At 57.4% G+C, this 21,956-nt stretch carries 20 protein-coding genes; 9 read left to right on the top strand and 11 right to left on the bottom strand.

What is annotated here, in order from left to right:
* Positions 1 to 35: 35 nt before the first annotated feature.
* The 8 genes from ACR0DY_RS12965 to ACR0DY_RS12930 all read right to left on the bottom strand — a co-directional run bounded on the left by ACR0DY_RS12965 (position 36) and on the right by ACR0DY_RS12930 (position 10,552).
* The gene (locus ACR0DY_RS12965) at positions 36 to 2,384 is read right to left on the bottom strand and encodes a glycoside hydrolase family 65 protein (RefSeq protein WP_480486019.1); all 2,349 of its coding nucleotides are present in this window, start codon (positions 2,382 to 2,384) and stop codon (positions 36 to 38) included.
* A 34-nt stretch (positions 2,385 to 2,418) separates the two neighbouring features.
* A complete protein-coding gene (locus ACR0DY_RS12960) occupies positions 2,419 to 3,402 on the bottom strand; it encodes a carbohydrate kinase family protein (protein ID WP_480481482.1) in 984 nt (327 codons plus the stop codon).
* A gap of 60 nt (positions 3,403 to 3,462) precedes the next feature.
* Positions 3,463 to 4,530 carry a substrate-binding domain-containing protein gene (locus tag ACR0DY_RS12955; RefSeq protein ID WP_480486020.1) on the bottom strand — a complete coding sequence of 356 codons (1,068 nt, stop codon included), beginning with the start codon at positions 4,528 to 4,530 and terminating at the stop codon, positions 3,463 to 3,465.
* Between the two features lie 83 nt (positions 4,531 to 4,613).
* Positions 4,614 to 5,774: a sugar ABC transporter permease gene (locus ACR0DY_RS12950; RefSeq protein ID WP_217354249.1), complete on the bottom strand. Its 1,161-nt coding sequence runs from the start codon at positions 5,772 to 5,774 to the stop codon at positions 4,614 to 4,616.
* Between the two features lie 12 nt (positions 5,775 to 5,786).
* Positions 5,787 to 7,319, bottom strand: coding sequence for a sugar ABC transporter ATP-binding protein (locus tag ACR0DY_RS12945; RefSeq protein ID WP_480481486.1), 1,533 nt, complete (start codon positions 7,317 to 7,319; stop codon positions 5,787 to 5,789).
* 167 nt (positions 7,320 to 7,486) lie between these two features.
* Complete coding sequence (locus ACR0DY_RS12940; protein WP_480545681.1) at positions 7,487 to 8,536, bottom strand: sugar ABC transporter substrate-binding protein; 1,050 nt, start codon at positions 8,534 to 8,536, stop codon at positions 7,487 to 7,489.
* Between the two features lie 906 nt (positions 8,537 to 9,442).
* Positions 9,443 to 9,940: a hypothetical protein gene (locus tag ACR0DY_RS12935; RefSeq protein ID WP_480481490.1), complete on the bottom strand. Its 498-nt coding sequence runs from the start codon at positions 9,938 to 9,940 to the stop codon at positions 9,443 to 9,445.
* 240 nt (positions 9,941 to 10,180) lie between these two features.
* Entirely contained in the window at positions 10,181 to 10,552 is a 372-nt protein-coding gene (locus tag ACR0DY_RS12930) for an OB-fold nucleic acid binding domain-containing protein (protein ID WP_480481492.1), read from the bottom strand.
* Positions 10,553 to 10,679: 127 nt separating this feature from the next.
* Between ACR0DY_RS12930 and ACR0DY_RS12925 the strand changes: the two genes are divergently transcribed.
* Both ACR0DY_RS12925 and ACR0DY_RS12920 read left to right on the top strand, forming a co-directional pair.
* The gene (locus tag ACR0DY_RS12925) at positions 10,680 to 11,003 is read left to right on the top strand and encodes a 2Fe-2S iron-sulfur cluster-binding protein (protein ID WP_209504265.1); all 324 of its coding nucleotides are present in this window, start codon (positions 10,680 to 10,682) and stop codon (positions 11,001 to 11,003) included.
* Entirely contained in the window at positions 11,003 to 11,746 is a 744-nt protein-coding gene (locus ACR0DY_RS12920; RefSeq protein ID WP_480481494.1) for an FG-GAP repeat domain-containing protein, read from the top strand. The genes ACR0DY_RS12925 and ACR0DY_RS12920 overlap by 1 nt, the downstream gene beginning before the upstream one ends.
* 135 nt (positions 11,747 to 11,881) lie before the next feature.
* Here ACR0DY_RS12920 and purD read toward each other — a convergent pair whose 3' ends face one another.
* Positions 11,882 to 13,150, bottom strand: a complete 1,269-nt coding sequence (gene purD, locus ACR0DY_RS12915; RefSeq protein ID WP_480481496.1) for a phosphoribosylamine--glycine ligase — start codon at positions 13,148 to 13,150, stop codon at positions 11,882 to 11,884.
* 76 nt (positions 13,151 to 13,226) lie between these two features.
* On the opposite strand from purD, the gene xseA reads away from it, so the two are divergent.
* Both xseA and ACR0DY_RS12905 read left to right on the top strand, forming a co-directional pair.
* Positions 13,227 to 14,711 (top strand): exodeoxyribonuclease VII large subunit, encoded by a 1,485-nt coding sequence (xseA, locus tag ACR0DY_RS12910; RefSeq protein ID WP_480481498.1) that lies wholly within the window; start codon positions 13,227 to 13,229, stop codon positions 14,709 to 14,711.
* A 3-nt stretch (positions 14,712 to 14,714) separates the two neighbouring features.
* The gene (locus tag ACR0DY_RS12905; RefSeq protein ID WP_480505647.1) at positions 14,715 to 15,356 is read left to right on the top strand and encodes a glutathione S-transferase family protein; all 642 of its coding nucleotides are present in this window, start codon (positions 14,715 to 14,717) and stop codon (positions 15,354 to 15,356) included.
* Here the strand turns inward: ACR0DY_RS12905 and ACR0DY_RS12900 are convergent, their stop codons facing one another.
* Entirely contained in the window at positions 15,357 to 15,737 is a 381-nt protein-coding gene (locus ACR0DY_RS12900; protein ID WP_267363991.1) for a hypothetical protein, read from the bottom strand. It lies immediately after the preceding gene.
* Between the two features lie 155 nt (positions 15,738 to 15,892).
* Here ACR0DY_RS12900 and ACR0DY_RS12895 point away from each other — a divergent pair, with 155 nt between their 5' ends.
* The 5 genes from ACR0DY_RS12895 to ACR0DY_RS12875 all read left to right on the top strand — a co-directional run bounded on the left by ACR0DY_RS12895 (position 15,893) and on the right by ACR0DY_RS12875 (position 20,128).
* Positions 15,893 to 16,531, top strand: a complete 639-nt coding sequence (locus tag ACR0DY_RS12895; protein WP_480481502.1) for a lysoplasmalogenase family protein — start codon at positions 15,893 to 15,895, stop codon at positions 16,529 to 16,531.
* Positions 16,532 to 16,589: 58 nt separating this feature from the next.
* Complete coding sequence (ftsY, locus tag ACR0DY_RS12890; protein WP_480537548.1) at positions 16,590 to 17,732, top strand: signal recognition particle-docking protein FtsY; 1,143 nt, start codon at positions 16,590 to 16,592, stop codon at positions 17,730 to 17,732.
* An 88-nt stretch (positions 17,733 to 17,820) separates the two neighbouring features.
* The gene (locus tag ACR0DY_RS12885) at positions 17,821 to 18,723 is read left to right on the top strand and encodes an EamA family transporter (protein ID WP_480476492.1); all 903 of its coding nucleotides are present in this window, start codon (positions 17,821 to 17,823) and stop codon (positions 18,721 to 18,723) included.
* 16 nt (positions 18,724 to 18,739) lie between these two features.
* Positions 18,740 to 19,345 (top strand): inner membrane-spanning protein YciB, encoded by a 606-nt coding sequence (locus tag ACR0DY_RS12880; RefSeq protein WP_480545682.1) that lies wholly within the window; start codon positions 18,740 to 18,742, stop codon positions 19,343 to 19,345.
* A gap of 114 nt (positions 19,346 to 19,459) precedes the next feature.
* The gene (locus tag ACR0DY_RS12875) at positions 19,460 to 20,128 is read left to right on the top strand and encodes a Crp/Fnr family transcriptional regulator (protein WP_480481510.1); all 669 of its coding nucleotides are present in this window, start codon (positions 19,460 to 19,462) and stop codon (positions 20,126 to 20,128) included.
* A gap of 218 nt (positions 20,129 to 20,346) precedes the next feature.
* Here ACR0DY_RS12875 and ACR0DY_RS12870 read toward each other — a convergent pair whose 3' ends face one another.
* Positions 20,347 to 21,840, bottom strand: coding sequence for a DegQ family serine endoprotease (locus ACR0DY_RS12870; RefSeq protein WP_480486035.1), 1,494 nt, complete (start codon positions 21,838 to 21,840; stop codon positions 20,347 to 20,349).
* Positions 21,841 to 21,956 lie beyond the last annotated feature (116 nt).

Raw genomic sequence — 21,956 nt, 5'->3', positions numbered from 1 at the left:
CACCTTGACCATTCCTGCGAGAAAAATCTTGGTTGTCACGCAGGCTGCGGTGCTAAGACCGCTTCCTCTCCGGCAATCAAAGTAACAGGATGGCCCATCACCTCGATATCCTCTTTCGTGCCGGACGGAGCAATCAGCTTAAACCGACACTCGTCATGAGAAATCAGAACTTCGACGTCATTCCCCTGCCACTTCAGATTAAACCGGATGCCGGACCATGCCTCGGGCAGCCAGGGTTTGAACGTCATCTTGCCGTGCTTGACCCGGAACCCGCCAAACCCACAAACAAGCGACTGCCAGGTGCCACCGGCCGATGCGATATGCATCCCGTCCTGTGTGTTTCCCTGATTGTTGACCAGATCAACAAAGGCAGAACGTTCGAAATAGTGATGGGCCGAGGAAATGTCGCCAACTTCAATCCCCATGATCGAATGAATGGCCGGGCTAAGTGATGACTTGTGCATCGTGCGTTTCTCGTAAAACGCGTAATTCGCCTTTTTGATTTCGTCTGAAAACTCGTCGGGCAAGAGATAATTCAACATGATCACGTCAGGTTGCTTGAGCAGCATCGAGCCATTCAGTGAAAAGTGATCATGCCCCTCGGGGTAGACTGGCATACGGTTTTTGTCCCATTCGGTGATGGGAATGTCCTTGAGCTGGAAATACCCTTCAAACTGTTCGATCAGATTGCGGGAGGGATCAAATGGAACATAGATTTTTTCCGCTGTTTCCAGCCACTGATCCACTTCTTTTCGGGTTAAATCCAACCGTATCAGCAATTCGTCATGAACTGCTGAAGTGGTTTTGCTGAATTCTGCGAAAACGCGAGCCGATTGTTCAAGGTGCCATTTCGCCATCCGATTGGTGAATGTGTTGTTGTCGACATGTTCGTGGAACTCGTCCGGCCCGATAACATTTGTCAGCTCGTACCGGTCCTTGTCTTTGTTCCATTCCAGCCGACTGATCCAGAACCGGCTGGTTTGATACAAAACCTCGGCACCGAAATCGCGAAGGAAATCTCTGTCTCCGGTCGCCGCAACATAACTGAGGATGCCATATGCCACGCATGCGGTGACGTGAATCTCTTCTTCTCCGGTCCAGATACGGTTCGCACCGTCCGCTGTCCATTTTGGCGTTGTCTCTACTCCGGTATCAGCAGATTCCCACGCGTACTGCGCGCCCTTAAGCCCATTCATTCGGGCGTTCTCAAGTGCGCCGTTCAACGTGTTGAAACGGTATTTCAGAAGGGCTTTGGCTGTATCCGGCTGCGTGAAAATGTAGAATGGCAGCAGGAAGATCTCGGTATCCCAGAAAACGTGCCCTTTATACCCCTCGCCTGACATGGACTTGGCGCCGATGTTCGCGCGCGGGTCGTTTTCGTTTGCGGCAATCAGCAGATGATAGATGTTGAAACGCATTGCACGCGTTGCTTCTAGATCACCCGTCACCACACAATCACAGGCGTCCCATTTTTCGCGCCAGGCTGCGGCGCTTTCGCTCAGACAGGCGGAAAATCCCTTGGCATGCGCGGTCTCAAGGGAGGCTTCGCACTTGGCCGCCATTTCCGCGCCGTTCAGATCTCGCGATGTATAAATCGACACCAGCTTTTCGAAAGTCAGACTTTGCCCGTTGAGCGCCTCGACAGAAACGGTTTGTGAAACCTGCTCATAGCCACGATTTGCGACTTTGAACTCGCTGAAGGCAGGACAATCCAAGGCAGACGCCATGCCAATCGAAATGCCAGTGTCCAGTGTCAGAGTTTCGATATAGGACGCATCGCTGCTTGCATGTGACTGAGTGACCTTCATGTGCCGGCTTTTGGCCCACTTCTCCCATTTAACTTCGGGGTGGAAGACGGGATTTCCCTGATAAGCTGGCAGGCGGTCCAGATTGTATCGATGGGCATCAAGGGCGCTTTCGACAGTGATCTCCGAGGAGTAGTTCTCAGGCGTAACCGTCAGGCGAATGCCACAGATGTGCTGATCGGCAAAACTCGCAAATCGGATGCTGGTGATGCGAGTGCGACGGCCTTTGCTATCTTCAAAAACCGTATCTCGGTGGAGAAATCCGGTCTGCAGATCCAACACGCGCTTGTGTTCGACCACTTTACACGTTTGGACATCCAGAATTTCACCTTCGACACGAACCCGAAGCGGCAGCCAGGTCGGCACATTGACCTGATCGATCACCGTCGAGTCATGGTGATCGTAAACACCAGCCAGATAGGTGCCAGACAGCTCTCCTTTGTGACCCTCTTCCAGCGATCCACGTGTGCCCTGATAGCCGTTGCCGACCGTGAAAATGGTCTCCTTGAAGTTCGCTTCATCCAGATTGAATTGGGTTTCTTCAATCAGCCAGTCGCTACTGCTCAGCATTGTCTGCATGTCAGGGCTCCATTCGGGTGATATTTCGGGTAATTCAGTCGCCGTAGGTTTCGGCAATCTGACGTTCGGTTTCTTCCAGTGATCCGTAGACATCCAGCTCGCTGCTCGAGCAGCGCTGCGCCCCGGCACAGTTGCCGAACTGGCAGGCTTTGACGAAGTCGCGGGTCTTGAGGTAGCCAAAGGCCAGGCCACCAGCAAAGCTGTCACCGCAGCCCGTGGTGTCGACCACATCCTCGACAAGCACCCGCTTGACCAGATGTTCCCGCATCCGGCCGGTTGCATCCTTGTGGTAGACGGCGCAGCCGTGTTGATCCAGCGTGACGTAGAGCGCCTTGACGCCCAGATCCAGGCAGTGTTGGGCGAACTTGGGCAACTGGTCCATCGTGAGTTCGCTTATTTCCTGCAACTCGTCAGAACCGTATTCTCCCTTGAACCAACTGCATTGAGCCTCTTCCAAATTCATCTTTAGAAGGTCGATATGTGGAAGCCAGCGATCTCGGTCGATCCAGAATTTATGATACCGTTCGCCATGTGCAGAACACCCGCTGGTGGGGCCATGCGCATCAAAAACAACCAGACCATCGCTGTTGGCCTTGATGTATCGAATCGTTTCCAACGGAACCTCGAAATCCGTGATCGGAACGAAAACGAAAGCCTCGCAATCCATCAGGTCTTCGATGTCGTCGGGCAGGATCGGGTTCATGAAACCCGTTTGCTTTTCGTTGCGATGGTTCTGATCGACGTAGACAAGATCGATCACCGCGCCCTGATCAGCGTCGCCCGTAACATGGCCGACATCCAGATACGGAAACTCAGACAGCAAGTTGCGAACATTATCGACGTCTGACCGGCGTACATGGCTGACGACGTTGATCCGCGAACCCGGACCGGCCAGCGAGGACATACAGACCGCTGTATAGACCGCGCAGCCAAATTTATTGAATTTCTCACCCTGATAGCTGGTGATGTTGTCCCTTGGGATCGGGCCAAGGACTGCGACATTGATCTTGTCAGACATTTCGGTCCCTTGCTTTTATTCGCTGTTTTGTCGACGGGCGTATGCGTGATTATAGCAGCTTCAGTTCTGATAGATCTGTTCGCTGGTATAGAACCCGCCGTCGATCAACGTGCTGTCGATCGTATCTTTTGACACTGCAAAAACAGGAGTGATAACCGTCGGGATTTCCGTGAAACCGTTGTCAATTAGCGTATGGTCTCCGATCAAATCACTAACTTCCGCATCCGGAGACTGCGCAATTTTCACGGCAATATCCGCCGCCTCATAGGCCAAAGGTTTAATTTGCTTCCAGATTTCCAGCGCCTGCACATCGTTTGCGACCATCTGGACATTCCGCAGATCAGCGTCTGAACCGGCAACAAAGACCTGATCCGCCGATGCTAGATCCTCGTCCGACAATGCTGCCAGAACCCCGAAAGCAAGCCCGCTGTTATTGGCAATGAATGCATCGATGTCGTTGTCATATTCGACCAGAAGGTTTTCGGCAGTGTCTCTGGCCATATCCGGTGACCAGTCCACGTGGCTGCGATCTGCAACAAGTTCGAGCCCCGGATGATCGGCAATCACTTTCAGCACACCGCTGCTGAGCGCTTCGGCATTGGCATCACCAGGCTGACCGCGGATCAGGGCGACCCGGCCTTTGACCTCACCGCGGGTGTCGTTCAGCCAGTCCACCATGGCTTCGGCCTGAAGCTGCCCGACAGCCCAACTGTCTTGCATGACCATGACGTCAAGCGGCCCGTCCTGCAGCATCGAGTCGTACCCGACCACTTTGACGCCTTGATCGTGGGCCAAATCAACAAGGGCACCAGCGGTTGCGGTGTTGACGGGTTGCAGGACCAGAACGTCCACCCCCGATTCCAGCATTTCCTCAACCTGCTGCAACTGACGCAATGGATCATTGCCGCTGCTATCAAAGATCACATCTGCGCCTTGGGATTCCGCGCGTGCAATGAATAGGGATTTGTCAGTCTGGTATCTGGCTTCCTGCATGGTCTTGAGCAGGAACCCGATTGTAGCGTTGTCCTGCGCTGCCGCGATCATTGGCAGCGATGCGGATAGAAGGCCGGCCAAACCCAAAGCTCTGAGGCCGTTTGTGCGTAAGGTTGCTAAAATGGACTGGACCATCGCTTACCTCCCAACTGTCATTCAAGTTTTCGGGGATTTTGGCTTTGCCCCCGGTGCGTGTGACCGGGGGCAGGCCAGCAACATTATTTCTTCTGCATCACATCGAACCAGACGGCGAGGATGATGATCAGGCCCTTGATGATCAACTGATAGAACGTGACCACACCAAGCAGGCTCATGCCGTTGTTCAGGACCCCGATCAGCAGGGCACCGATGATGGTTCCACTCACCTTGCCAGAACCACCCGCCAGACTGGTACCGCCGATAACGACCGCGGCGATCGCGTCAAGTTCGAACATCGTTCCAAGATTGGGCGAGGCACCGTTCAGACGCGAGGCCAGGATAATTCCAGCTAGGGCCGACAGGACTGAAATGACCGTATAGACAATCATCTTGGTGCGGACGACGTTGATGCCGGACAGGCGAGCCGCATCTTCGTTTCCGCCAAGCGCATAGAGGCGGCGACCAAAACGGGTGCTGTTCAGCGTATAGATCCCGGCAAATGCAATGACTGCAAAGATCGCAACAGGAACGGGGATCCCTTTGTAGCTGGTGAACACGTGGAAGGCCAAAGCAAAACCACCAATCATCACCGCCCCATTGACCAGCAGCTCCTGCATATTCACTTCGACGCCATGCGCCTTGCTTTGCTGAACATCTCGGAAGATCGAATAAACAGCAAGCGCAGCACACACGATCAGCACGATACTGGACATCATCGGCGGGATATAAGCACCACCAATCAATGGAAACACATTACTCGTTACCGGTACAGAACTGCCATTGGTCAGGGTCAGTGCCAAACCGCGTGCGATAGTCAGCATTCCAAGGGTTATGATGAATGGGGGTATGTTGAACTTGGCTATCCAGAACCCGTTCCACAGACCTATTCCAACACCCACGATCAAAAGGGTTGCAGGTACCGCCAATATGGTCGGCACGCCCCATTGCATCATGAGCGTACAGACGACCGCTGATAACCCGACGACAGAGCCAACGGATAGGTCAATACCCGCAATCAGAATGACCATGGTCATGCCTACGGCAATGATCCCGATGATGGTAACCTGACGGGATAGGTTGCTAAGGTTCCTCGCGGTGAAAAATGCGTCGTCGGCAAAGCTGAGCCCAACGACAAGCACGATCAACGCAATTAGCGTCGCGTTGTCCTTTATGAAGTTTATCAGGTGGTTTTCCTTGGCGCCATTGACGCCAACACCTGCAACGTTGCTGTCAGCACTCATTTGCTTCCTCCCTTATGCGCTGCCGGTGGCATACGCCATGATTGCTTCTTTCTTCGCATCGTCCCGTCCAAAGTTTGACACGATCTCGCCTTCGCACATCACCAGAATCCGGTCACACATGCCCAAGACCTCAGGCAGTTCCGAAGAAATCATGATGACGGTGACACCTTGTAGGACCAGTTCGTTCAGCAGCTTGTAAATCTCGACCTTGGCACCGATATCGATCCCACGTGTGGGTTCATCCAAAATGAACACATCCGGCCGTGAGTTCAGCCACTTACCCAAGATGACTTTCTGCTGGTTGCCGCCGCTCAGCGTACCGATGACCGTGTCAATCGACGGTGTTTTAACGCCCAACTGGTCGACATATTCCTTAACGATCTTGCGCTCCTGCTGGGTGTTGATAATGCCCAGAACCTTTGAACTGATCGTCTCAAGCGAGGAAATCGTCGTGTTGAAGGAAATGGATTTGTCCAAAAACAGCCCCAAAGCCTTACGATCTTCGGTCAGCAGCGCGATGCCGGCATCAATGGCGTCCTTCGGCGATTTGATGTCCAGCTTTTGCCCGTTCAGCTTCACTTCACCGGTGGTCTGGTCCGGATAAGCACCGAATACACCGCCAACCAGTTCGGTCCGGCCAGCGCCCATTAGCCCGGAGATGCCCAATATCTCGCCTTTGCGGGCAACGAAGCTGGCGTTCTTGACCAGATAGCTGCCAGGCAGGTCGGGGTTTGTGACGGACAGATCGTTGACCTCCAAAGTCACCTCACCCGGTGTGAAATCGACCTTGGGGAACATATCTTTGATGTCGCGTCCAACCATTCGGGCGATGATCTGATCAAGCGTGATATCCGCGATAGGCGTGACGTCACCGATGGTCTGGCCATCGCGCAGAACCGCAATCCGGTCGGCGATCTGCTCAATCTCTTCCATTTTGTGCGAAATGTAGCACATGCAGACACCGTCGGCTTTCAGCTTGCGGATGATACGGAAGAGATCCTTGACCTCCTTATCTGTCAGCGCCGACGTCGGTTCGTCCAGCACCAGTATCTCGGCCTTGAGCGACAAAGCTTTGGCAATCTCAACCATCTGTTGTTTGCCCACAGTGATGTTCTGCACCAGATCGGTCGGGCGAATGTCATTGATGCCCAGTTCGGTCAGCAGCTTCTGGGTTTCGGCAAAGGTCTGGTTCCAGTTGATCCTGCCCTTGGCATCGGTGAACTGGCGATCCAGAAAGATGTTTTCGGCGACAGACAAACCGGGGATCAGGTTGAGTTCCTGGTAGATGATACCGATGCCTGCTGCCTCGGCCTCTTTTGTATTCGCGAATCGGACCTTTTCGCCGCGCAAATAGATATCGCCTTCGTAGGTCGGATAGGGCCAAACTCCACTGAGCACTTTCATCAACGTGGATTTGCCCGCTCCGTTTTCTCCCATCAGCGCCAGAAGCTCACCCGAGCGGGCTTCGAAATTGACATTGTTCAGGGCGCGGACACCGGGAAAATCCTTGATGATACCCTGCATTTTCAGGACGACTTCAGACATGCTTTTTCCCATCACATTCAGAAAGGTATTTCGGACGTTCCCCACCCTGACCGGCAGTTTCTCCGTGACGGGTTAAGGAAGGAGGGCACCATAAAGCTGCGCGCGGGGAGTACACGCATAGGGAGCCAGATGGCGAAACGCCCTCCTTCAGGAAAAGGTCCCGAGGATCAGTTCCCGTAGACTTCTTCCTTGGAGTAGAAGCCGCCAGCGATGATCGTGTCATCGATGTTGTCCTGTGTCACAAGCGTGATCGGGGTCACGATTGTTGGCACATCGGTGAAGCCGTTGTTGATAACCTTGTCCACCTCGACCAGATCAGCAGGAGCAGTGTCCGGCGCCTTAGCCAACGCCACTGCAACTTCTGCCGCGGTTTCCGCAAGTGGATCGATCTGTTTCCAAATTTCTACAGCCTGCTTGCCTTGCGCCACGTATTGGATGTTTGCCAGGTCGGCATCGGATCCGGCTACAAATACTTTGTCAGATGACGCCAGCCCCTGTGCTTCCAGTGCCGCGATAACACCACGGGCCATGCCGCTGTTGTTGGCGATAAACGCGTCGATGCTATTGCTGTTAGAGGTCAGCGTGTTTTCCGCAGTCGCCATGGCCTTCTCAGATGACCAACCTTCATGCGCCTGATTTGTTACCAGTTCCAACCCCGGGTTCGCTTCGACAATCTCCAACACACCGCTGCTCATGGCAATCGCGTTGGAGTCGCCCGGTTGACCTTGAATCAAGGCGATCTTGCCGGACACCTCTCCATTCTTCTCCTGCAGCCATTCGACCATGGCTTCGCCTTGCAAGCGGCCCACGGCCCAGCTGTCTTGCATCACCATCGCATCCAGCGGCCCGTCCACGAGCATCGAGTCATACCCGACGACACGCACACCTTCGCTGTTTGCCATGCTGACCATGCTTCCGGCGGTACCGGTGTTCACAGGCTGCAACACGATGACGTCTGCGCCCTTGGCAAGCATGTTTTCAAACTTAGCCAGCTGGGTCAGCTCGTCATTGTTCGCTGAATCAAAGATAACTTCGGCGCCCAGTTCCTCAGCTTTCGCAGTAAACGCGGCGCGGTCACGCTTGTAGCGCTCTTCCTGCATGGTTTTCAGCAGAAAGCCAATTTTGACATCGCCCGCATATGCTGTCCCCGCGGTTAGTGCAACGGCGGCGACAGAAAGCAAGGCAGCTCTACGGGTAATGGTCTGCAAAAGGGACATATTTCCTCCAGTGTATGTTCCTTGGCTGCCGGTCCAATTGGGTCGGCAACGCTAAATGCTTCGCAAATTGTGCTGGATATCGGCTAACCGGTAAGAACAAGCATCAATCCCAAAGCGATAACGCTAACATAGCGGTGAAGTTTGAGAGGAGAATTTGTATATTTAGAAAGCATAAATATTCACAATGCCATTGAGACTCCTGCGCCCAAAGGAATTTTACATATTTAACAACACCATAATAGATTGCCACTCACTAATTGAATACATTGAATCCTCTTGGGCAGGCCGCGACAGAGCTGTGCCATAATCGCAAAGCGGGTTGCAAAGCCGCGAATTCGGCAATCAAACATCCTGATGAGATAGCCAGGCCGACACCGTCCGGTGGTTTCTCTGTTTGCGTGCTCAAGCGGACCAATAAGTTAATTCACGCAGACGTCGTCGAATGACCGCTAAGCAAGACTGGGAATGGCTTTTCGCGAGAGCAGCGAAGGTCCGGTTTATCCTTGCTGTTTTCGCCGCCGGCGCGAAGGACAAAAAAGCGGCCGTTCAGATCACGAACGCCAATGACGGTATATTCCCGCTTCTCGTTAGTCGGTCGTGGTTGCAGCGAAAGGGCGGTTCGAATTTCGCGCCTCAGACTGGCATTGAATGACCGCTCTGACGACATCGGCTGCATCGCAGCGATGAGCGTGCCGCAGCTGCAATAGAATGCTGCATTAGCAAACACCTGAAATGGCAATGGCAGCAAAGTCCGCTAAGCGGACTAACCCTCTCCCCCACACCAACACATCCTGTATCCCCGGAATATCCTCGATCCTTGCCGCGATCGCATGGGTTACCAAATGCGCCCTCTGCATCCGGCCCTGCAACGCCCCCGGCGGAGAATCCTTGGCGTGGGGCGACCTGTCAGCGAAACTGGAATTCAGGTTCCGCGGGGAAAGACATGGAAATTCCTGTCCAGTGCCCATTGCGCAGCCTTGCAACGTTCCGCCCGTCAACACGCATCCGGGTCGTCAGGACAAATGCGGCCTGCCCTTTGCGCGCCCCGGCTTTCTGGGCTGCGCCGTCAGAACGCTCGGCCCTGTCGAACAGCATCCCATCGGGTTTTGCCGACCGCCGGGACCGAAAGTTCGGAACCAAATGCGGCTTTCGATCCGTTTCGTCAGACGAGCGCGACGCCTCAATCCGCTTGAGTTGCTGCAACTCTGACCGAAGCCTTTTTGCAGTCTCAGCCTGTCTGCGTTCGAAGGAATAAGCGCTTAGCGCCTCATCGATCATTCGGGCGGTATGAACATATCCCGCTGAACGCGTGAGTTCCGAGAGCTCTGCCAGACGGTCGGAAATCCGGCTTTCGTCCCGAGAGACGGTATTTTCGAGCGATCCTTGGTGCGTTGCGTTGGGCATCCGAACTGACTCTGAAAAGACGTTGAGTGATGCGCAATCCGGCCCGAGCTTTGACACAAGCCGATGCGCAAAGATGCGTGTCACTACGCGCCCGGCGCCGGAGAGTCGACCATCCCGCGTTCAAGTGGCGGAAAAGCGCCTTAATCGCGCATTTGAGGCAAAGAAAACATATCGCCCGTTCTTCAGGCGCGGGTTTGCGGCACGGCGACGGACAATTTAGGATTGATCCGCACGACAGACCTAACCCTGCCCCTGCACCAGCAGGTCCAGCATGCCCGAGATATCCTCGATCTCTTCCGCGATCACGTGGGTCACCGAATGCGCCCGCTGCATCCGGCCTGTCACCTTCAGCAACCGCCCCGAGATCACCGCACGGCGGAAGCGTTCGTAGATTTTGCGCCAGACCACCACATTGACGATCCCGGTCTCATCCTCAAGCGTCAGAAAGATCACGCCTTTGGCCGTCCCCGGCCGCTGCCGCAGGATCACCAGCCCGGCCACGGCCACACGCGCCCCTTCGGGCGGGGCCTCCAGCTGGGCGGAGGACAGACAGGACGGCGGTCGCGGCCAGTCCCGGTTTGAAACCGCGCGGAGAAAAGGGGCAACAAGCATAAGAACAAAGATAGAACAAAATACAGGAAAGTCCAGACACGGCGTGAGGAGTCGCAAATGAGGCTGGAAACACCTAACTCCCTTCACTAAGGAAGGTTTCGAACATCGCAAAAGGAAGACGCACGCAATGGCAAAGATCACCTATGTCGAGCATGGCGGTACCGAGCACACTGTCGAGGTCGCCAACGGACTGACCGTCATGGAAGGGGCCCGTGACAACAATATTCCCGGCATCGAGGCCGATTGCGGCGGTGCCTGCGCCTGCTCGACTTGCCATGTCTATGTCCACCCCGACTGGGTCGAGAAGATCCCGGCCAAGGACGACATGGAAGAGGATATGCTGGATTTCGCCTATGAGCCTGACCCGGCCCGCTCGCGCCTGACCTGCCAGATCAAGGTGACCGACGCGCTGGACGGTCTGATTGTCCAGATGCCCGAAAAGCAGATCTGATGCTGTCCAAAGCGCCGCGTCAGCCCGCCCGCCTGTGGCAATGTCGGGTGCGCAGCGCTTTGCTCCCTTTTGGCCTGTGGTGCGCGCTGCCAATCGCTGTCACGGCAGACACCATCACCGACGCCCGCTTCACGGAACCAACCACGCGATACGCGCATGGTGTTTTGGGCGACAATATCGAATACGGCGCTTTGGAGCTTGTGGTCGATGACACAGTCGTAACGGTTCGTCTGCCACAGGACCGTGTATTCGAAGACCTTGCGCCGCGTCTGGCAGACATCGACAAGGACGGCGCGGTTGAAGCAATTGTCGTTGAAACGCAGAACACAACAGGCGCTCAGCTTGCGATCTACAACGCCGCTGGCGAAAAAATAGCGGCCACTCCTCATATCGGCGCACGTTTCCGCTGGCTCGCCCCGGTCGGTGCTGCTGATCTGGATGGTGATGGCAATATCGAGATCGCCTATGTCGACCGCCCCCACCTGGCCAAAACCCTGCGCATCTGGCGCTTCAAAGATGGTGGACTGACCGAAATCGCTGTTCTGCCCGGCCTGACCAACCACAAGATCGGTGAGGATTTCATTTCCGGCGGCCTGCGGAGCTGCGGCGACCATCCCGAAATGATCCTCGCCAGCGCCGACTGGTCGCGGATCATCCGTGTTTCCTATCAGGATGGCTGGCACCTGACGGACTTGCGCCCGCTCAAACAGCGCGACAATCTCACATCAGCCCTGAAGTGCTGATCAGCCTCTTCATCTGGCCAAAAATATCCTGGAGGGTGAGTGGTTGAAAAGAAATCGTCCAGCGGACGATTTCGACCGCGAACCCGCGCAGTGCCGGGAGGCCGCAAGGCCGAGGGGGCAAAGCCCCCTGCCCGATCATCCCTCCAAAGCGCGCCAGCCGATATCGCTGCGATAGAACCCTTCAGGCCAATCCACGGCATCAACCATCTGGTACGCCCGGTCGCGCGCCTCTTGCAGCGTTTTTCCGCGCGCGGTCACGTTCAGAACGCGCCCGCCGACGGCCTGCACCTGCCCCGCAGCCTCGCTTGTGCCCGCATGAAACACCATGTTGCTGCTGTCCTCGGGCAAGCCGTCCAATCCTTTGATGACCGTGCCCTTCTCGTAGGTTCCCGGATAACCTTTGGCCGCCATCACGACCGTCATCGCGTGATCATCGGCCCAGTTGACCCGCATTTCGCCCAGCCGCCCTTCGGCGGTGGCATGCAACAGGTCCATCGCCTGCGCGCCCAGACGCATCATCAGGACCTGACATTCCGGATCCCCGAAACGGACGTTATATTCCACAAGGCGCGGCTGGCCGTCCTTGATCATCAGCCCCGCATAAAGAATTCCCTGAAACGGTGTGCCCCGGCGCTTCATCTCGGCGATGGTGGGGCGCACGATCTCTTCAATCGCGCGCGCTTCAACTTCCGCGCTCAGAACCGGCGCCGGAGAATAGGCACCCATCCCCCCGGTGTTCAGACCGGTATCCCCTTCGCCCACCCGCTTGTGGTCTTGGGCCGTGCCGATGGACAGGATGTCTTGGCCGTCGCACAGAACAAACAAAGACGCCTCTTCGCCGTCCATAAACTCTTCGATCACGACCTCGGCCCCGGCCCCCCCAAAGGCACCGCCGAACATGTCGTCAATGGCGTCAAGCGCCGTGTCTTCGTCCATGGCCACGATCACGCCCTTGCCGGCGGCCAGACCATCGGCCTTGACCACGATGGGCGCGCCCTGTTCGCGGATATAGGCCTTGGCGGGCTCGGGCGCGGTGAACCGCGCATAAGCGGCGGTGGGCGCGTGTGCCGCGTCGCAGATTTCCTTGGTAAAGCTTTTCGAGGCCTCCAGCCGGGCCGCTTCGGCAGACGGTCCGAAAACCAGCACCCCGGCTTCGCGCAGGCGATCCGCCACTCCGGCGGCCAAGGGAGCCTCGGGGCCGACAATCACGAAATCAATCGCGTTTTCCTCGGCAAAGCTGACAACTGCCCCACCGTTTTCGATATCCAGAGCGGCACACTCCGCGATCTGAGCGATCCCGGCATTGCCCGGCGCCACGATCAGACGGTCGCATTTTGGGTTTTGCATCACTGCCCAGGCCAGGCTGTGTTCGCGCCCGCCGCTGCCGAGAATAAGGATGTTCATGGGGTCGTCTCCGATCTGCTTGGCCTCGCCTGCGCGGCGTTCTAAGCTGGGTGAGCAATTGAAACAAGGCGCTGAAATGTCCGACCTGCTTGATGACCCGATTCCGGGCCAAAACACACCTGAATACACGGTTTCCGAGGTCTCGGGCGAGGTGAAGCGCACGCTGGAAGGCGCGTTCGGGCGAATCCGTGTGCGCGGCGAAGTTGGCCGCGTGTTCAAGGCCCGGTCCGGGCACCTGTACTACGACATCAAGGACGACCGGAACGTTTTGGCCTGCACGACATGGAAAGGTCAAGTTTCCAGCCTCTCGGTCGTGCCAGAGGAAGGGCTGGAGGTTGTCGTCACTGGTCGCCTGACCGCTTTTGGCGCGCAATCCAAATACAACCTGAATGTCGATGAAGTTGCCGTTGCCGGTCAGGGCGCACTTATGGCCTTGCTGGAAAAGCGCAAGAAACAGCTTGAGGCCGAAGGTTTGTTTGCGCCCGAGCGCAAGAAGCCCCTGCCGTATCTGCCGCAGATCATCGGCGTCGTGACATCGCCTTCGGGCGCGGTGATCCGTGACATTCTGCACCGGCTTCGGGACAGGTTCCCGCGAAAGGTGCTGATCTGGCCCGTGGCCGTGCAGGGCGCAAACTGCGCCCCCGAGGTTGCCCGCGCCATCGAAGGGTTCAACCAGTTGACACCCGGCGGCGCACTGCCCCGTCCTGACCTGATCATCGTGGCCCGTGGCGGTGGGTCGATCGAAGATCTTTGGGGCTTCAACGAAGAGAGTGTCGCGCGAGCCGCCGCCGCATCGGACATACCGCTGATTTCGGCCGTTGGGCATGAAACCGACACGACCCTGATCGATTTCGTCTCGGACCGCCGCGCGCCTACACCCACAGCTGCGGCAGAGCTGGCCGTGCCGGTCCGCATCGAACTGCTGGCCTGGACCGGCGAGCAAGGCGCCCGCCTGTCGCGCGCGGCAACGGACGCGGTGCAGCGCCGTTCGCAAAGGCTGCGCGATTTGTCCCGCGCCCTGCCGCGCCCGGACAGCCTGTTGAACTCCCCCCGGCAACGCCTTGATTTGATTGCGGATCGCCTGACCCCGGCTTTGACGCGAGGAGTGCAAAACCGCCGCCTGCAAGTTGTGGAACTGTCAGCCCATCTGCGCCCGTCAACTCTGCGCGGTCTGGTCTCGGCCCGGCAGGAATCACTGCGCAACCTGTCGTCGCGCCTGTCCCTGCGCCCAATTCAACGCGAGATCGGCCAGCACGCGCAAAACCTTGCCCGGCTTGGTGACCGGATGAACGCGGCGCAGACCACGCGGCTGGATCGTCTGAAACATCAGCTTGAGGCCACAGACCGCCTGCGCGAAACGCTCAGCTACAAGGCGACGCTGGAACGCGGATATGCCGTGGTTCGCGCAGATGGGAATGTCATCACGACCAAGGCCGAGGCCGCAAAACACACGGTGCTGGACATCGAATTCGCCGATGGCATTCTTGGCACCGGGACAGCCGCAAAGCAGACCAACCGGAAATCCAAACCGGATACACCAGATCAAGGATCGTTGTTCTAAGCCATGCTGACAATCTGGGGCCGCAAAACGTCATCGAATGTTCAGGCCCTGATGTGGTGCGTCGGAGAGATGGATCTGCGCTTTCACCGCCACGATGCAGGGCACAGATTCGGCGGGCTGGACACCGATGCCTTTCGCAAGCTGAACCCGAACGGCACCATCCCAGTGCTACAGGATGGCAATCACCCACCGCTGTGGGAAACCGGCGCAATCCTGCGCTACCTGGCGAATGCCTATGGCGGGAATGCGTTCTGGCCACGCGACCCGGTCCAACGGGCTGAAATCGACAAATGGGCGGAATGGGCCAAGATCAACGTTGCGATGGATTTCACGGTGCCCGTGTTCTGGCAGGTTGTCCGGACCGCCCCGGCAGAGCAGGACCAAAACGCGATTGAGCAGGCCGTTGCCGCGCTGGATAGCAAACTGGTACTTGCCGATACCCGGCTGTCAGAAAACACCTACCTGTGCGGGCCCGATCTGACGCTGGCCGATATTCAGCTGGGACATATCCTTTATCGCTATTACGACATCGCGATATCCCGCGCGGTCCTGCCCAACCTGCGGCGCTATTACGATAAGCTGACAGAAAGACCTGCATATCAGCAGCATGTCATGCTCAGCTATGATGAGCTTCGGGTGACCTAGTCAGACACCGACGTCGGGGCCATAACACACCATTTCTTCCCCGATATCTTCCGCCTCGTACAGTTCGGTCGCCTGCGGGTCGCCTTCAAACTGCGCGACAAGGCCACCGCCGGATCGCGTAAAGACCCAGCATTGCGGATCAAACCGGTCTTCGTAGATGAAACAAATCTGCTCTTCCTGCTGATACCATACACCTTCCTTGCAATCGCCATCCAGAAATGACCAGATCACGCGACGGTTGGGCAAATAGCGTTCGACCCCGTAAACCTGCCCTTCGAAACCGTAAAACAGGGTCTTGCCCTGCGTATAGGTGTCGAATTCGGGGCCGGACAAAGGGGTCTGGGCCGCAGCGGGCGGTGCGGCAAAGCAGGCGAGAATCATCAGCGCTCGGAACATACGCCCATTGTGTCAGATGCGATCCCGCTATGCCATTCACCCTTTGGCCAGGGGTTGGGGAAACATGCTTAACTCAACGTAAGCGCTTGATTATATGCCGCGCTCGGGATGAAGGTATTCGAAAACCGCGGTGAGGTGACATGACAACCCTTCTCTTCTGGATCGCCCTTGGCTGCGCATTGGGATACCTGCCCCTGACGGCCCGACCAGCCAGTTCCTTGCGCACTGTGCTGAAAACCACCTCGGTCGCCGCGCTGGCAGTCATTGCGGTTCTGCAGGGCAGCCCATGGATGCTCGCCGTTGCACTTGCCCTGTGCGCAACCGGGGACGCGCTGTTGTCGCGTGAAACGGATGCCACGTTCATGGCCGGCATTGCCGCATTTGCCGCCGGGCATCTGGCCTATATCGCCCTGTTCCTGTCGCATCCTGCCAGCTCCGCCAGCCTGATCTGGGATGCCCCCGCGATCGTGTGGTCTCTGGTCATTCTGGGCATTGTCATGGCCACACTGCTTGCCCCCCGCGCCGGAGACCTGAAAGGCCCTGTTCTGGCCTATATCCCGATCATCCTTGGCATGGGGATCACCGTGCTGGCGCTGCCCCAGACAGGTGCCTTGCGATGGGCGTTCCCGGCTGCAATCGCCTTCATCGCGTCTGATCTGATCCTTGCTACGGAAAAGTTCCTGCTGCCTGCGAACCACCCCGCCCACAAGCTGACGCCCTATCTGATCTGGCCGCTCTACTGGGGCGCGCAATTTGGTTTCGTCTTCGCTTTTGCGTGACCCTTTGCAACTGCCGCAAATCCGCATTAGGTGAAAGGAACACCTGCGGAGACCAAATATGGCGTTTTTCTCAAAGCTAAAGGACAAGCTGTTCAAATCCTCATCCCGCCTCGAACAGGGGCTGGACGCCATCGTCGAGGATGGTGGCGAGGAAACCGCCGCACCCGACCCTGTCCTCCCCGAACCTGAGCCCGAGCCGCAACCGGTCCCGGAAATTCCGGCCCCTGAACCGGCGCAGGAACCGGCTGAACAACCTGCCCCCGCCCCGGCGGACCCCAAGCCCATTGCCCCACCGCCGGAAATTCCCGAATCCAAAGGCATCCTGAACCGTCTGTTCAGCCGCGGCGGCGCCGCCACTGAAATGCGCCGCACGCTGGATGACGACATGCTCGAGCAACTCGAAGAGCTGCTGATCGCTTCTGACATGGGCGTCGACACCGCCCTGCGTGTCACCTCGAACATGGCCGAGGGGCGCTTTGGGCGCAAACTCTCGACCCGGGAAATCAAACAGTTGCTGGCGCAGGAAGTGGCCCGCGTGATGGAGCCCGTGGCCAGGCCCCTGCCGATCTATCCCAAACGCCCGCAAGTGGTGCTGGTCGTCGGCGTCAACGGCTCGGGCAAGACCACGACCATCGGCAAACTGGCCAGCCAGTTCAAGCAGGCTGGCAAAAAAGTCGTCATCGCCGCCGGTGACACCTTTCGCGCTGCGGCCGTCGAACAGCTGCAAGTCTGGGGCGACCGCGCCGGGGTTCCGGTTCTGACCGCGCCCGAGGGCTCGGACCCCGCCAGCCTCGCCTTTGACGCGCTGACCCGGGCTCAGGCCGAAGGCGCGGATCTGCTGATGATCGATACCGCCGGACGCCTGCAAAACCGCACCGACCTGATGGAGGAACTGGCCAAGATCGTCCGCGTCATCCGCAAGGTTGACGAGACCGCACCGCACAACACCTTGCTGGTCCTTGACGCCACCACAGGTCAGAACGCGCTGAGCCAGGTGGAAACCTTTCGCAAGCTGGCCGATGTCTCGGGCCTGATCATGACCAAGCTGGACGGAACCGCCAAGGGCGGTGTGCTGGTCGCGCTGGCCGACAAGTTCGGCCTGCCGATCCATGCAATCGGGGTGGGAGAACAGATCGATGACCTTGCCCCCTTCGATCCCGAAGAATTCGCCGCCGCCCTGACCGGGCTCGACAAGGGCTGATCCGCCACTTCATCTGGCCCCAAATATCCTCGGGGGTGTGGGGGCAGACAGCCCCCACCCCTCTCCGCCCTACAAAAGGTCTGCGTATTTGAGCGACTGGCTGATCTCACTTGAAGGCACCGAAGCCGGTCACCAACTGGCGCTGGCACTGGCGTTGATGGCCGCCTTCCTGCACGCCGCGTTCGGGGCGCTGCAGAAAGGCCGTCATGATCCATGGCTGTCCCGCGGCGCTATTGACGCCAGCTATGGTCTGATGGCCGCCCCGTTTGCCTTTTTCGTGGTGCCCTGGCCTGAACCTCATATGTGGCCGATCTTCGCCCTCGTCTGGCTGATCCACATTGCCTACAAGACGCTGCAGGCCGCGGCGTACACCAAAGGGTCCTACACGGTCGTCTATCCCGTCGTGCGCGGGACAGGCCCGCTGTTTACGGTCATTGGTGCCTATCTTCTGTTCGGTGAAACATTCTCGACCGTGCAGTGGCTGGGCGTCGCAACCCTGCTGGCCGGGATATTCGGCCTGGCCGCCTATAATTTCCGGTTTCTCGAAACCAACCGTGACACGCTGGGGATTGCGCTGGTCCTCGCGATCATCACGGGGCTGTTTGTCGCCCTTTACACCACCTATGACGCCTATGGCATACGTGCCACTGCCGACCCGTTCACATTTCTGGCCTGGTTCTTCATGATCGACGGCGCGGCGATGCCGGTCTACGCCTTCCTCAGATGGCGCGCGATGACACATCGCCCTGCGCCCGGCCCGCTGATGCTGCGGGGTCTGGCCGGCGGCATCATCGCGCCTTTGTCCTTCGGTTCGATCATGCTGGCCACACGACTGGACAAAGTCGGCGAAGCCGCCGTGCTGCGCGAAACCTCAACCGTCTTTGCGGCGCTCATCGGCTGGCTTGTCCTGAAGGAGACCGTTGGTCCAAGACGCATTGCATTGATGGCATTGATTGCACTCGGCGCCGTAATAGTTGAAATGGGCGGGTAAGCAGCAGGACATACCGATGACAGGCAAAAAAGACGTCAACCCATTTCTGAAACAGGTGCTGGAGCTTGGCCCGCCGCTGGCCTTCTTCTTCATCTACCTGCGCTTGCGTGATGACAGCTTTCTGATCGGTGGTACCGAATATTCCGGCTTTATCATCGCCACGATTATCTTCGTCCCCCTGATGCTGGGGGCAATGGGTATCCTGTGGTACCTCACCGGCCAACTCAGCCGGATGCAGATTTTCACGGCCTTCATGGTCATTTTCTTTGGCGGCCTGACCGCATGGTTCAATGACGAGCGGTTTTTCAAGATGAAAACCACGCTTGTCTATGGCCTGTTCGCCCTGATCCTTGGCATCGGGTTGCTGCAAAAGAAATCTTATCTGGCCTACGTATTGGATGAAATGCTGCCTATGAAGCACGAAGGCTGGATGATTCTGACACGCCGCCTTTGCGCCTGTTTCGCTGTTCTGGCCGCCGCAAACGAGTTTGTCTGGCGCACCATGTCGACCGACCTTTGGGTCAAGATCGAAACCTTCGGATTTCCCATTGCGCTGATGGCCTTCCTGATGCTGCAATTCAGCATCCTGCAACGCTATATGGACGACCCGGAACAGAAATAGCTGTTCTGACGTCGCCATACCTGCAAAATCAAACAAAATTCTTGGCTTAGCCGCCGAGCTATGGGAAGTTGTGTCACCACCCACACTCACACCTTGCCCAAGATCGGTGTATACATGACGGCCTTTCCCACCAGCGGCTTCCTTTCCGAAGCCTCCGACGGGCTTAGAGAGATGCTTTCCGCGCAGGCGACCGACATCTCGCTGGCTCAAGGAGAAACCCTTTTCGAACAAGGCGATGAAGGGGATTCGCTCTATGCCATTCTGGAAGGCACGCTTGAAGTGTCCTTTCTGGCGATGAGCGGCCGGAAACTGACATTGACGCTGATGCGCCCAGGTGAAGTTTTTGGCGAGATTGCGCTGTTTGACAACGGCCCGCGCACGGCGACTATTGCGGCGGCCGAGCCATCGCGCGTCCTGCGTGTGCGTCGCAATGACGTCATGAACCAGATCAGAAAACAGCCTGACCTTGCCGTGGATCTGATCCGGTTGGCCGGGCTGCGGATGCGATGGATGGGGTTGCAGCTGAACGAGCAGGTCTTTTTGCCCATGCCCATTCGACTGGCCCGAAAGCTGCTGCATCTGTCGGAATTGCAGGACGACCCGACGCAGCGCATCACCCTGTCGCAGAGCGAGCTTGCCGAATTTGTCGGGGCTACGCGCGAGGCCGTTTCCAAGACAATCTCGATCTGGAAACGCGACAATATTGTCGAATCCTCGCGCGGCGGATTGCTGATTCAGGATTTCGACGCATTGCGGGAACTGGCCGATTCCGAACTTATCTGAACCAGTGTGATCTGGTTCACATACGAGAGGGTTCGTGTTGACCTAAGGTGAAGTTGTTACCGTAGGAGGTCAGAGAATCATCCCCGATATCTGTCCACTGATCTCTCCCTGTATCTGAGCCATACGCAATTACTGCGTATGGCTCATTTTCTTTCTGCATGCCTCTTCAGGTGTTCAGGCAATGAAAAAGGCCGGGCGCTTGTCCCGGCCTATTCAAATCACTCTTCCAGGCTTAGCGCCACAAATCGCGGCTCGCCCCCCCTGCGGACCAAAAGCAGCAGGGATTTCCGCCCAGCCTCTCGCGATTGGTCCATTCGGGCTTCCAGGTCCGCGATGGTTTCCACCTTTTGCTGACCCGCTTCCGTGATCAGGTCACCCGCACGCAACCCTTTCGCGTAAGCCTCAGACGCTTCATCGACATTCGAAATCACCAGACCTTGGGCATCTGCATCCAATCCCATATCCGCACGCAGCGTATCTGTGAGCGGGGAGATGGTCAGCCCGAGAATATCGGCGTTTTCTTCGACCGGAGCATCCTGCGTTTCTTCTTCGTCATCTTCTTTGCTTTCTGCGTCTTCGCGGCGTCCCAGCGTGACCAGAATTGTCTGCGTGCCGCCATCGCGATGCACAATGACCCGGACAGCTTTGCCGACTTCTGTTTCGCCAACCTGACGGACCAGACCACGGGTGTCTTCGACCTCGACACCGTCAAAGCTGATGATCACGTCGCCTGCTTTCAGACCGGCCTCCTGGGCGGGGCCTTCCGGAACATCGCTGATCAGCGCGCCACCGGGCTTTTCCAGCCCCATGGCCTCGGCCATGTCCTCGGTCACGTCCTGAATGCGGACACCCAGCCAGCCGCGCCGGGTTTCACCAAACTCGCGCAGCTGATCGACAACCTTCACTACCACGTTCGACGCCATCGAAAAGCCGATGCCGATCGAGCCACCGTTGGGCGACAGGATGGCGGTGTTCACGCCGATCACTTCGCCGTCCATGTTGAACAACGGACCGCCCGAGTTGCCCCGGTTGATCGCCGCATCCGTCTGGATGTAGTCGTCATAAGATCCGCTGAGCGCCCGGTTGCGGGCGGATACGATACCAGCGGATACAGAAAAGCCCTGACCAAGCGGGTTGCCCATGGCAATAACCCAATCACCCACACGCGCCACGTCGCTGTCGCCGAATTGCACGTATTTCAAGGGGCCGGACGCTTCGACCTTGAGCAGCGCGATATCGGTTTTCTCATCGGTTCCGATGACCTTGGCCACCAGTTCTTTTTTGGGCTGCCCGTCGCCGGGGAAGAATTCCACAAGGATTTCATCAGCTTCCGCAATGACGTGATTGTTGGTGACAATGTAACCATCTTCAGAGATCACAAAACCCGACCCAAGGGCGTTGCTGCGTCGGGGCGGGCCGTTGTCATTGCCGCCGTTGCGATCCTGAAACTCGCGAAAGAAATCCTCGAACGGAGACCCCTCGGGCACGATGCCCTGCGGACCTGTCTGACCTTCGATCAGGGTGCTTGTGGTGATGTTCACCACGGCCGGGCTGATCTTTTCGGCCAAGGGCGCCAGGCTTTCGCCTCTGGCCTGAGCGGAAACCGACTGCGCCAGCACAAGCAGCGTACCGGCAAAGGCCAGCCACAACAGCCGCATCCAAACACTCACGTCGTCCCACCGGACGGATAAACTGCGCGCTTTCGCCTGCACTTGAGCTCTCCTTGTCGACAATCTTGCCAAGGCCTGTTTCGGCCTTTCTTAGTTTCCAATGTAGTCAGTTTAACCCGGTGAGCAACTCGGGATCGCAGGGAAATCACCCGCACGTG

This window comes from Ruegeria sp. O6 (assembly GCF_056535045.1).
The sequence above is the reverse complement of the archived record's forward strand: the minus strand, read 5'-3'. Positions and strand labels throughout refer to the sequence as shown.

Coding starts and splice junctions, on each gene's coding strand:
- ACR0DY_RS12965 (WP_480486019.1), bottom strand. CDS start 2,384: ATGCAGACAATGCTGAGCAGTAGCGACTGGCTGATTGAAGAAACCCAA.
- ACR0DY_RS12960 (WP_480481482.1), bottom strand. CDS start 3,402: ATGTCTGACAAGATCAATGTCGCAGTCCTTGGCCCGATCCCAAGGGAC.
- ACR0DY_RS12955 (WP_480486020.1), bottom strand. CDS start 4,530: ATGGTCCAGTCCATTTTAGCAACCTTACGCACAAACGGCCTCAGAGCT.
- ACR0DY_RS12950 (WP_217354249.1), bottom strand. CDS start 5,774: ATGAGTGCTGACAGCAACGTTGCAGGTGTTGGCGTCAATGGCGCCAAG.
- ACR0DY_RS12945 (WP_480481486.1), bottom strand. CDS start 7,319: ATGTCTGAAGTCGTCCTGAAAATGCAGGGTATCATCAAGGATTTTCCC.
- ACR0DY_RS12940 (WP_480545681.1), bottom strand. CDS start 8,536: ATGTCCCTTTTGCAGACCATTACCCGTAGAGCTGCCTTGCTTTCTGTC.
- ACR0DY_RS12935 (WP_480481490.1), bottom strand. CDS start 9,940: ATGCCCAACGCAACGCACCAAGGATCGCTCGAAAATACCGTCTCTCGG.
- ACR0DY_RS12930 (WP_480481492.1), bottom strand. CDS start 10,552: ATGCTTGTTGCCCCTTTTCTCCGCGCGGTTTCAAACCGGGACTGGCCG.
- ACR0DY_RS12925 (WP_209504265.1), top strand. CDS start 10,680: ATGGCAAAGATCACCTATGTCGAGCATGGCGGTACCGAGCACACTGTC.
- ACR0DY_RS12920 (WP_480481494.1), top strand. CDS start 11,003: ATGCTGTCCAAAGCGCCGCGTCAGCCCGCCCGCCTGTGGCAATGTCGG.
- purD (WP_480481496.1), bottom strand. CDS start 13,150: ATGAACATCCTTATTCTCGGCAGCGGCGGGCGCGAACACAGCCTGGCC.
- xseA (WP_480481498.1), top strand. CDS start 13,227: ATGTCCGACCTGCTTGATGACCCGATTCCGGGCCAAAACACACCTGAA.
- ACR0DY_RS12905 (WP_480505647.1), top strand. CDS start 14,715: ATGCTGACAATCTGGGGCCGCAAAACGTCATCGAATGTTCAGGCCCTG.
- ACR0DY_RS12900 (WP_267363991.1), bottom strand. CDS start 15,737: ATGATTCTCGCCTGCTTTGCCGCACCGCCCGCTGCGGCCCAGACCCCT.
- ACR0DY_RS12895 (WP_480481502.1), top strand. CDS start 15,893: ATGACAACCCTTCTCTTCTGGATCGCCCTTGGCTGCGCATTGGGATAC.
- ftsY (WP_480537548.1), top strand. CDS start 16,590: ATGGCGTTTTTCTCAAAGCTAAAGGACAAGCTGTTCAAATCCTCATCC.
- ACR0DY_RS12880 (WP_480545682.1), top strand. CDS start 18,740: ATGACAGGCAAAAAAGACGTCAACCCATTTCTGAAACAGGTGCTGGAG.
- ACR0DY_RS12875 (WP_480481510.1), top strand. CDS start 19,460: ATGACGGCCTTTCCCACCAGCGGCTTCCTTTCCGAAGCCTCCGACGGG.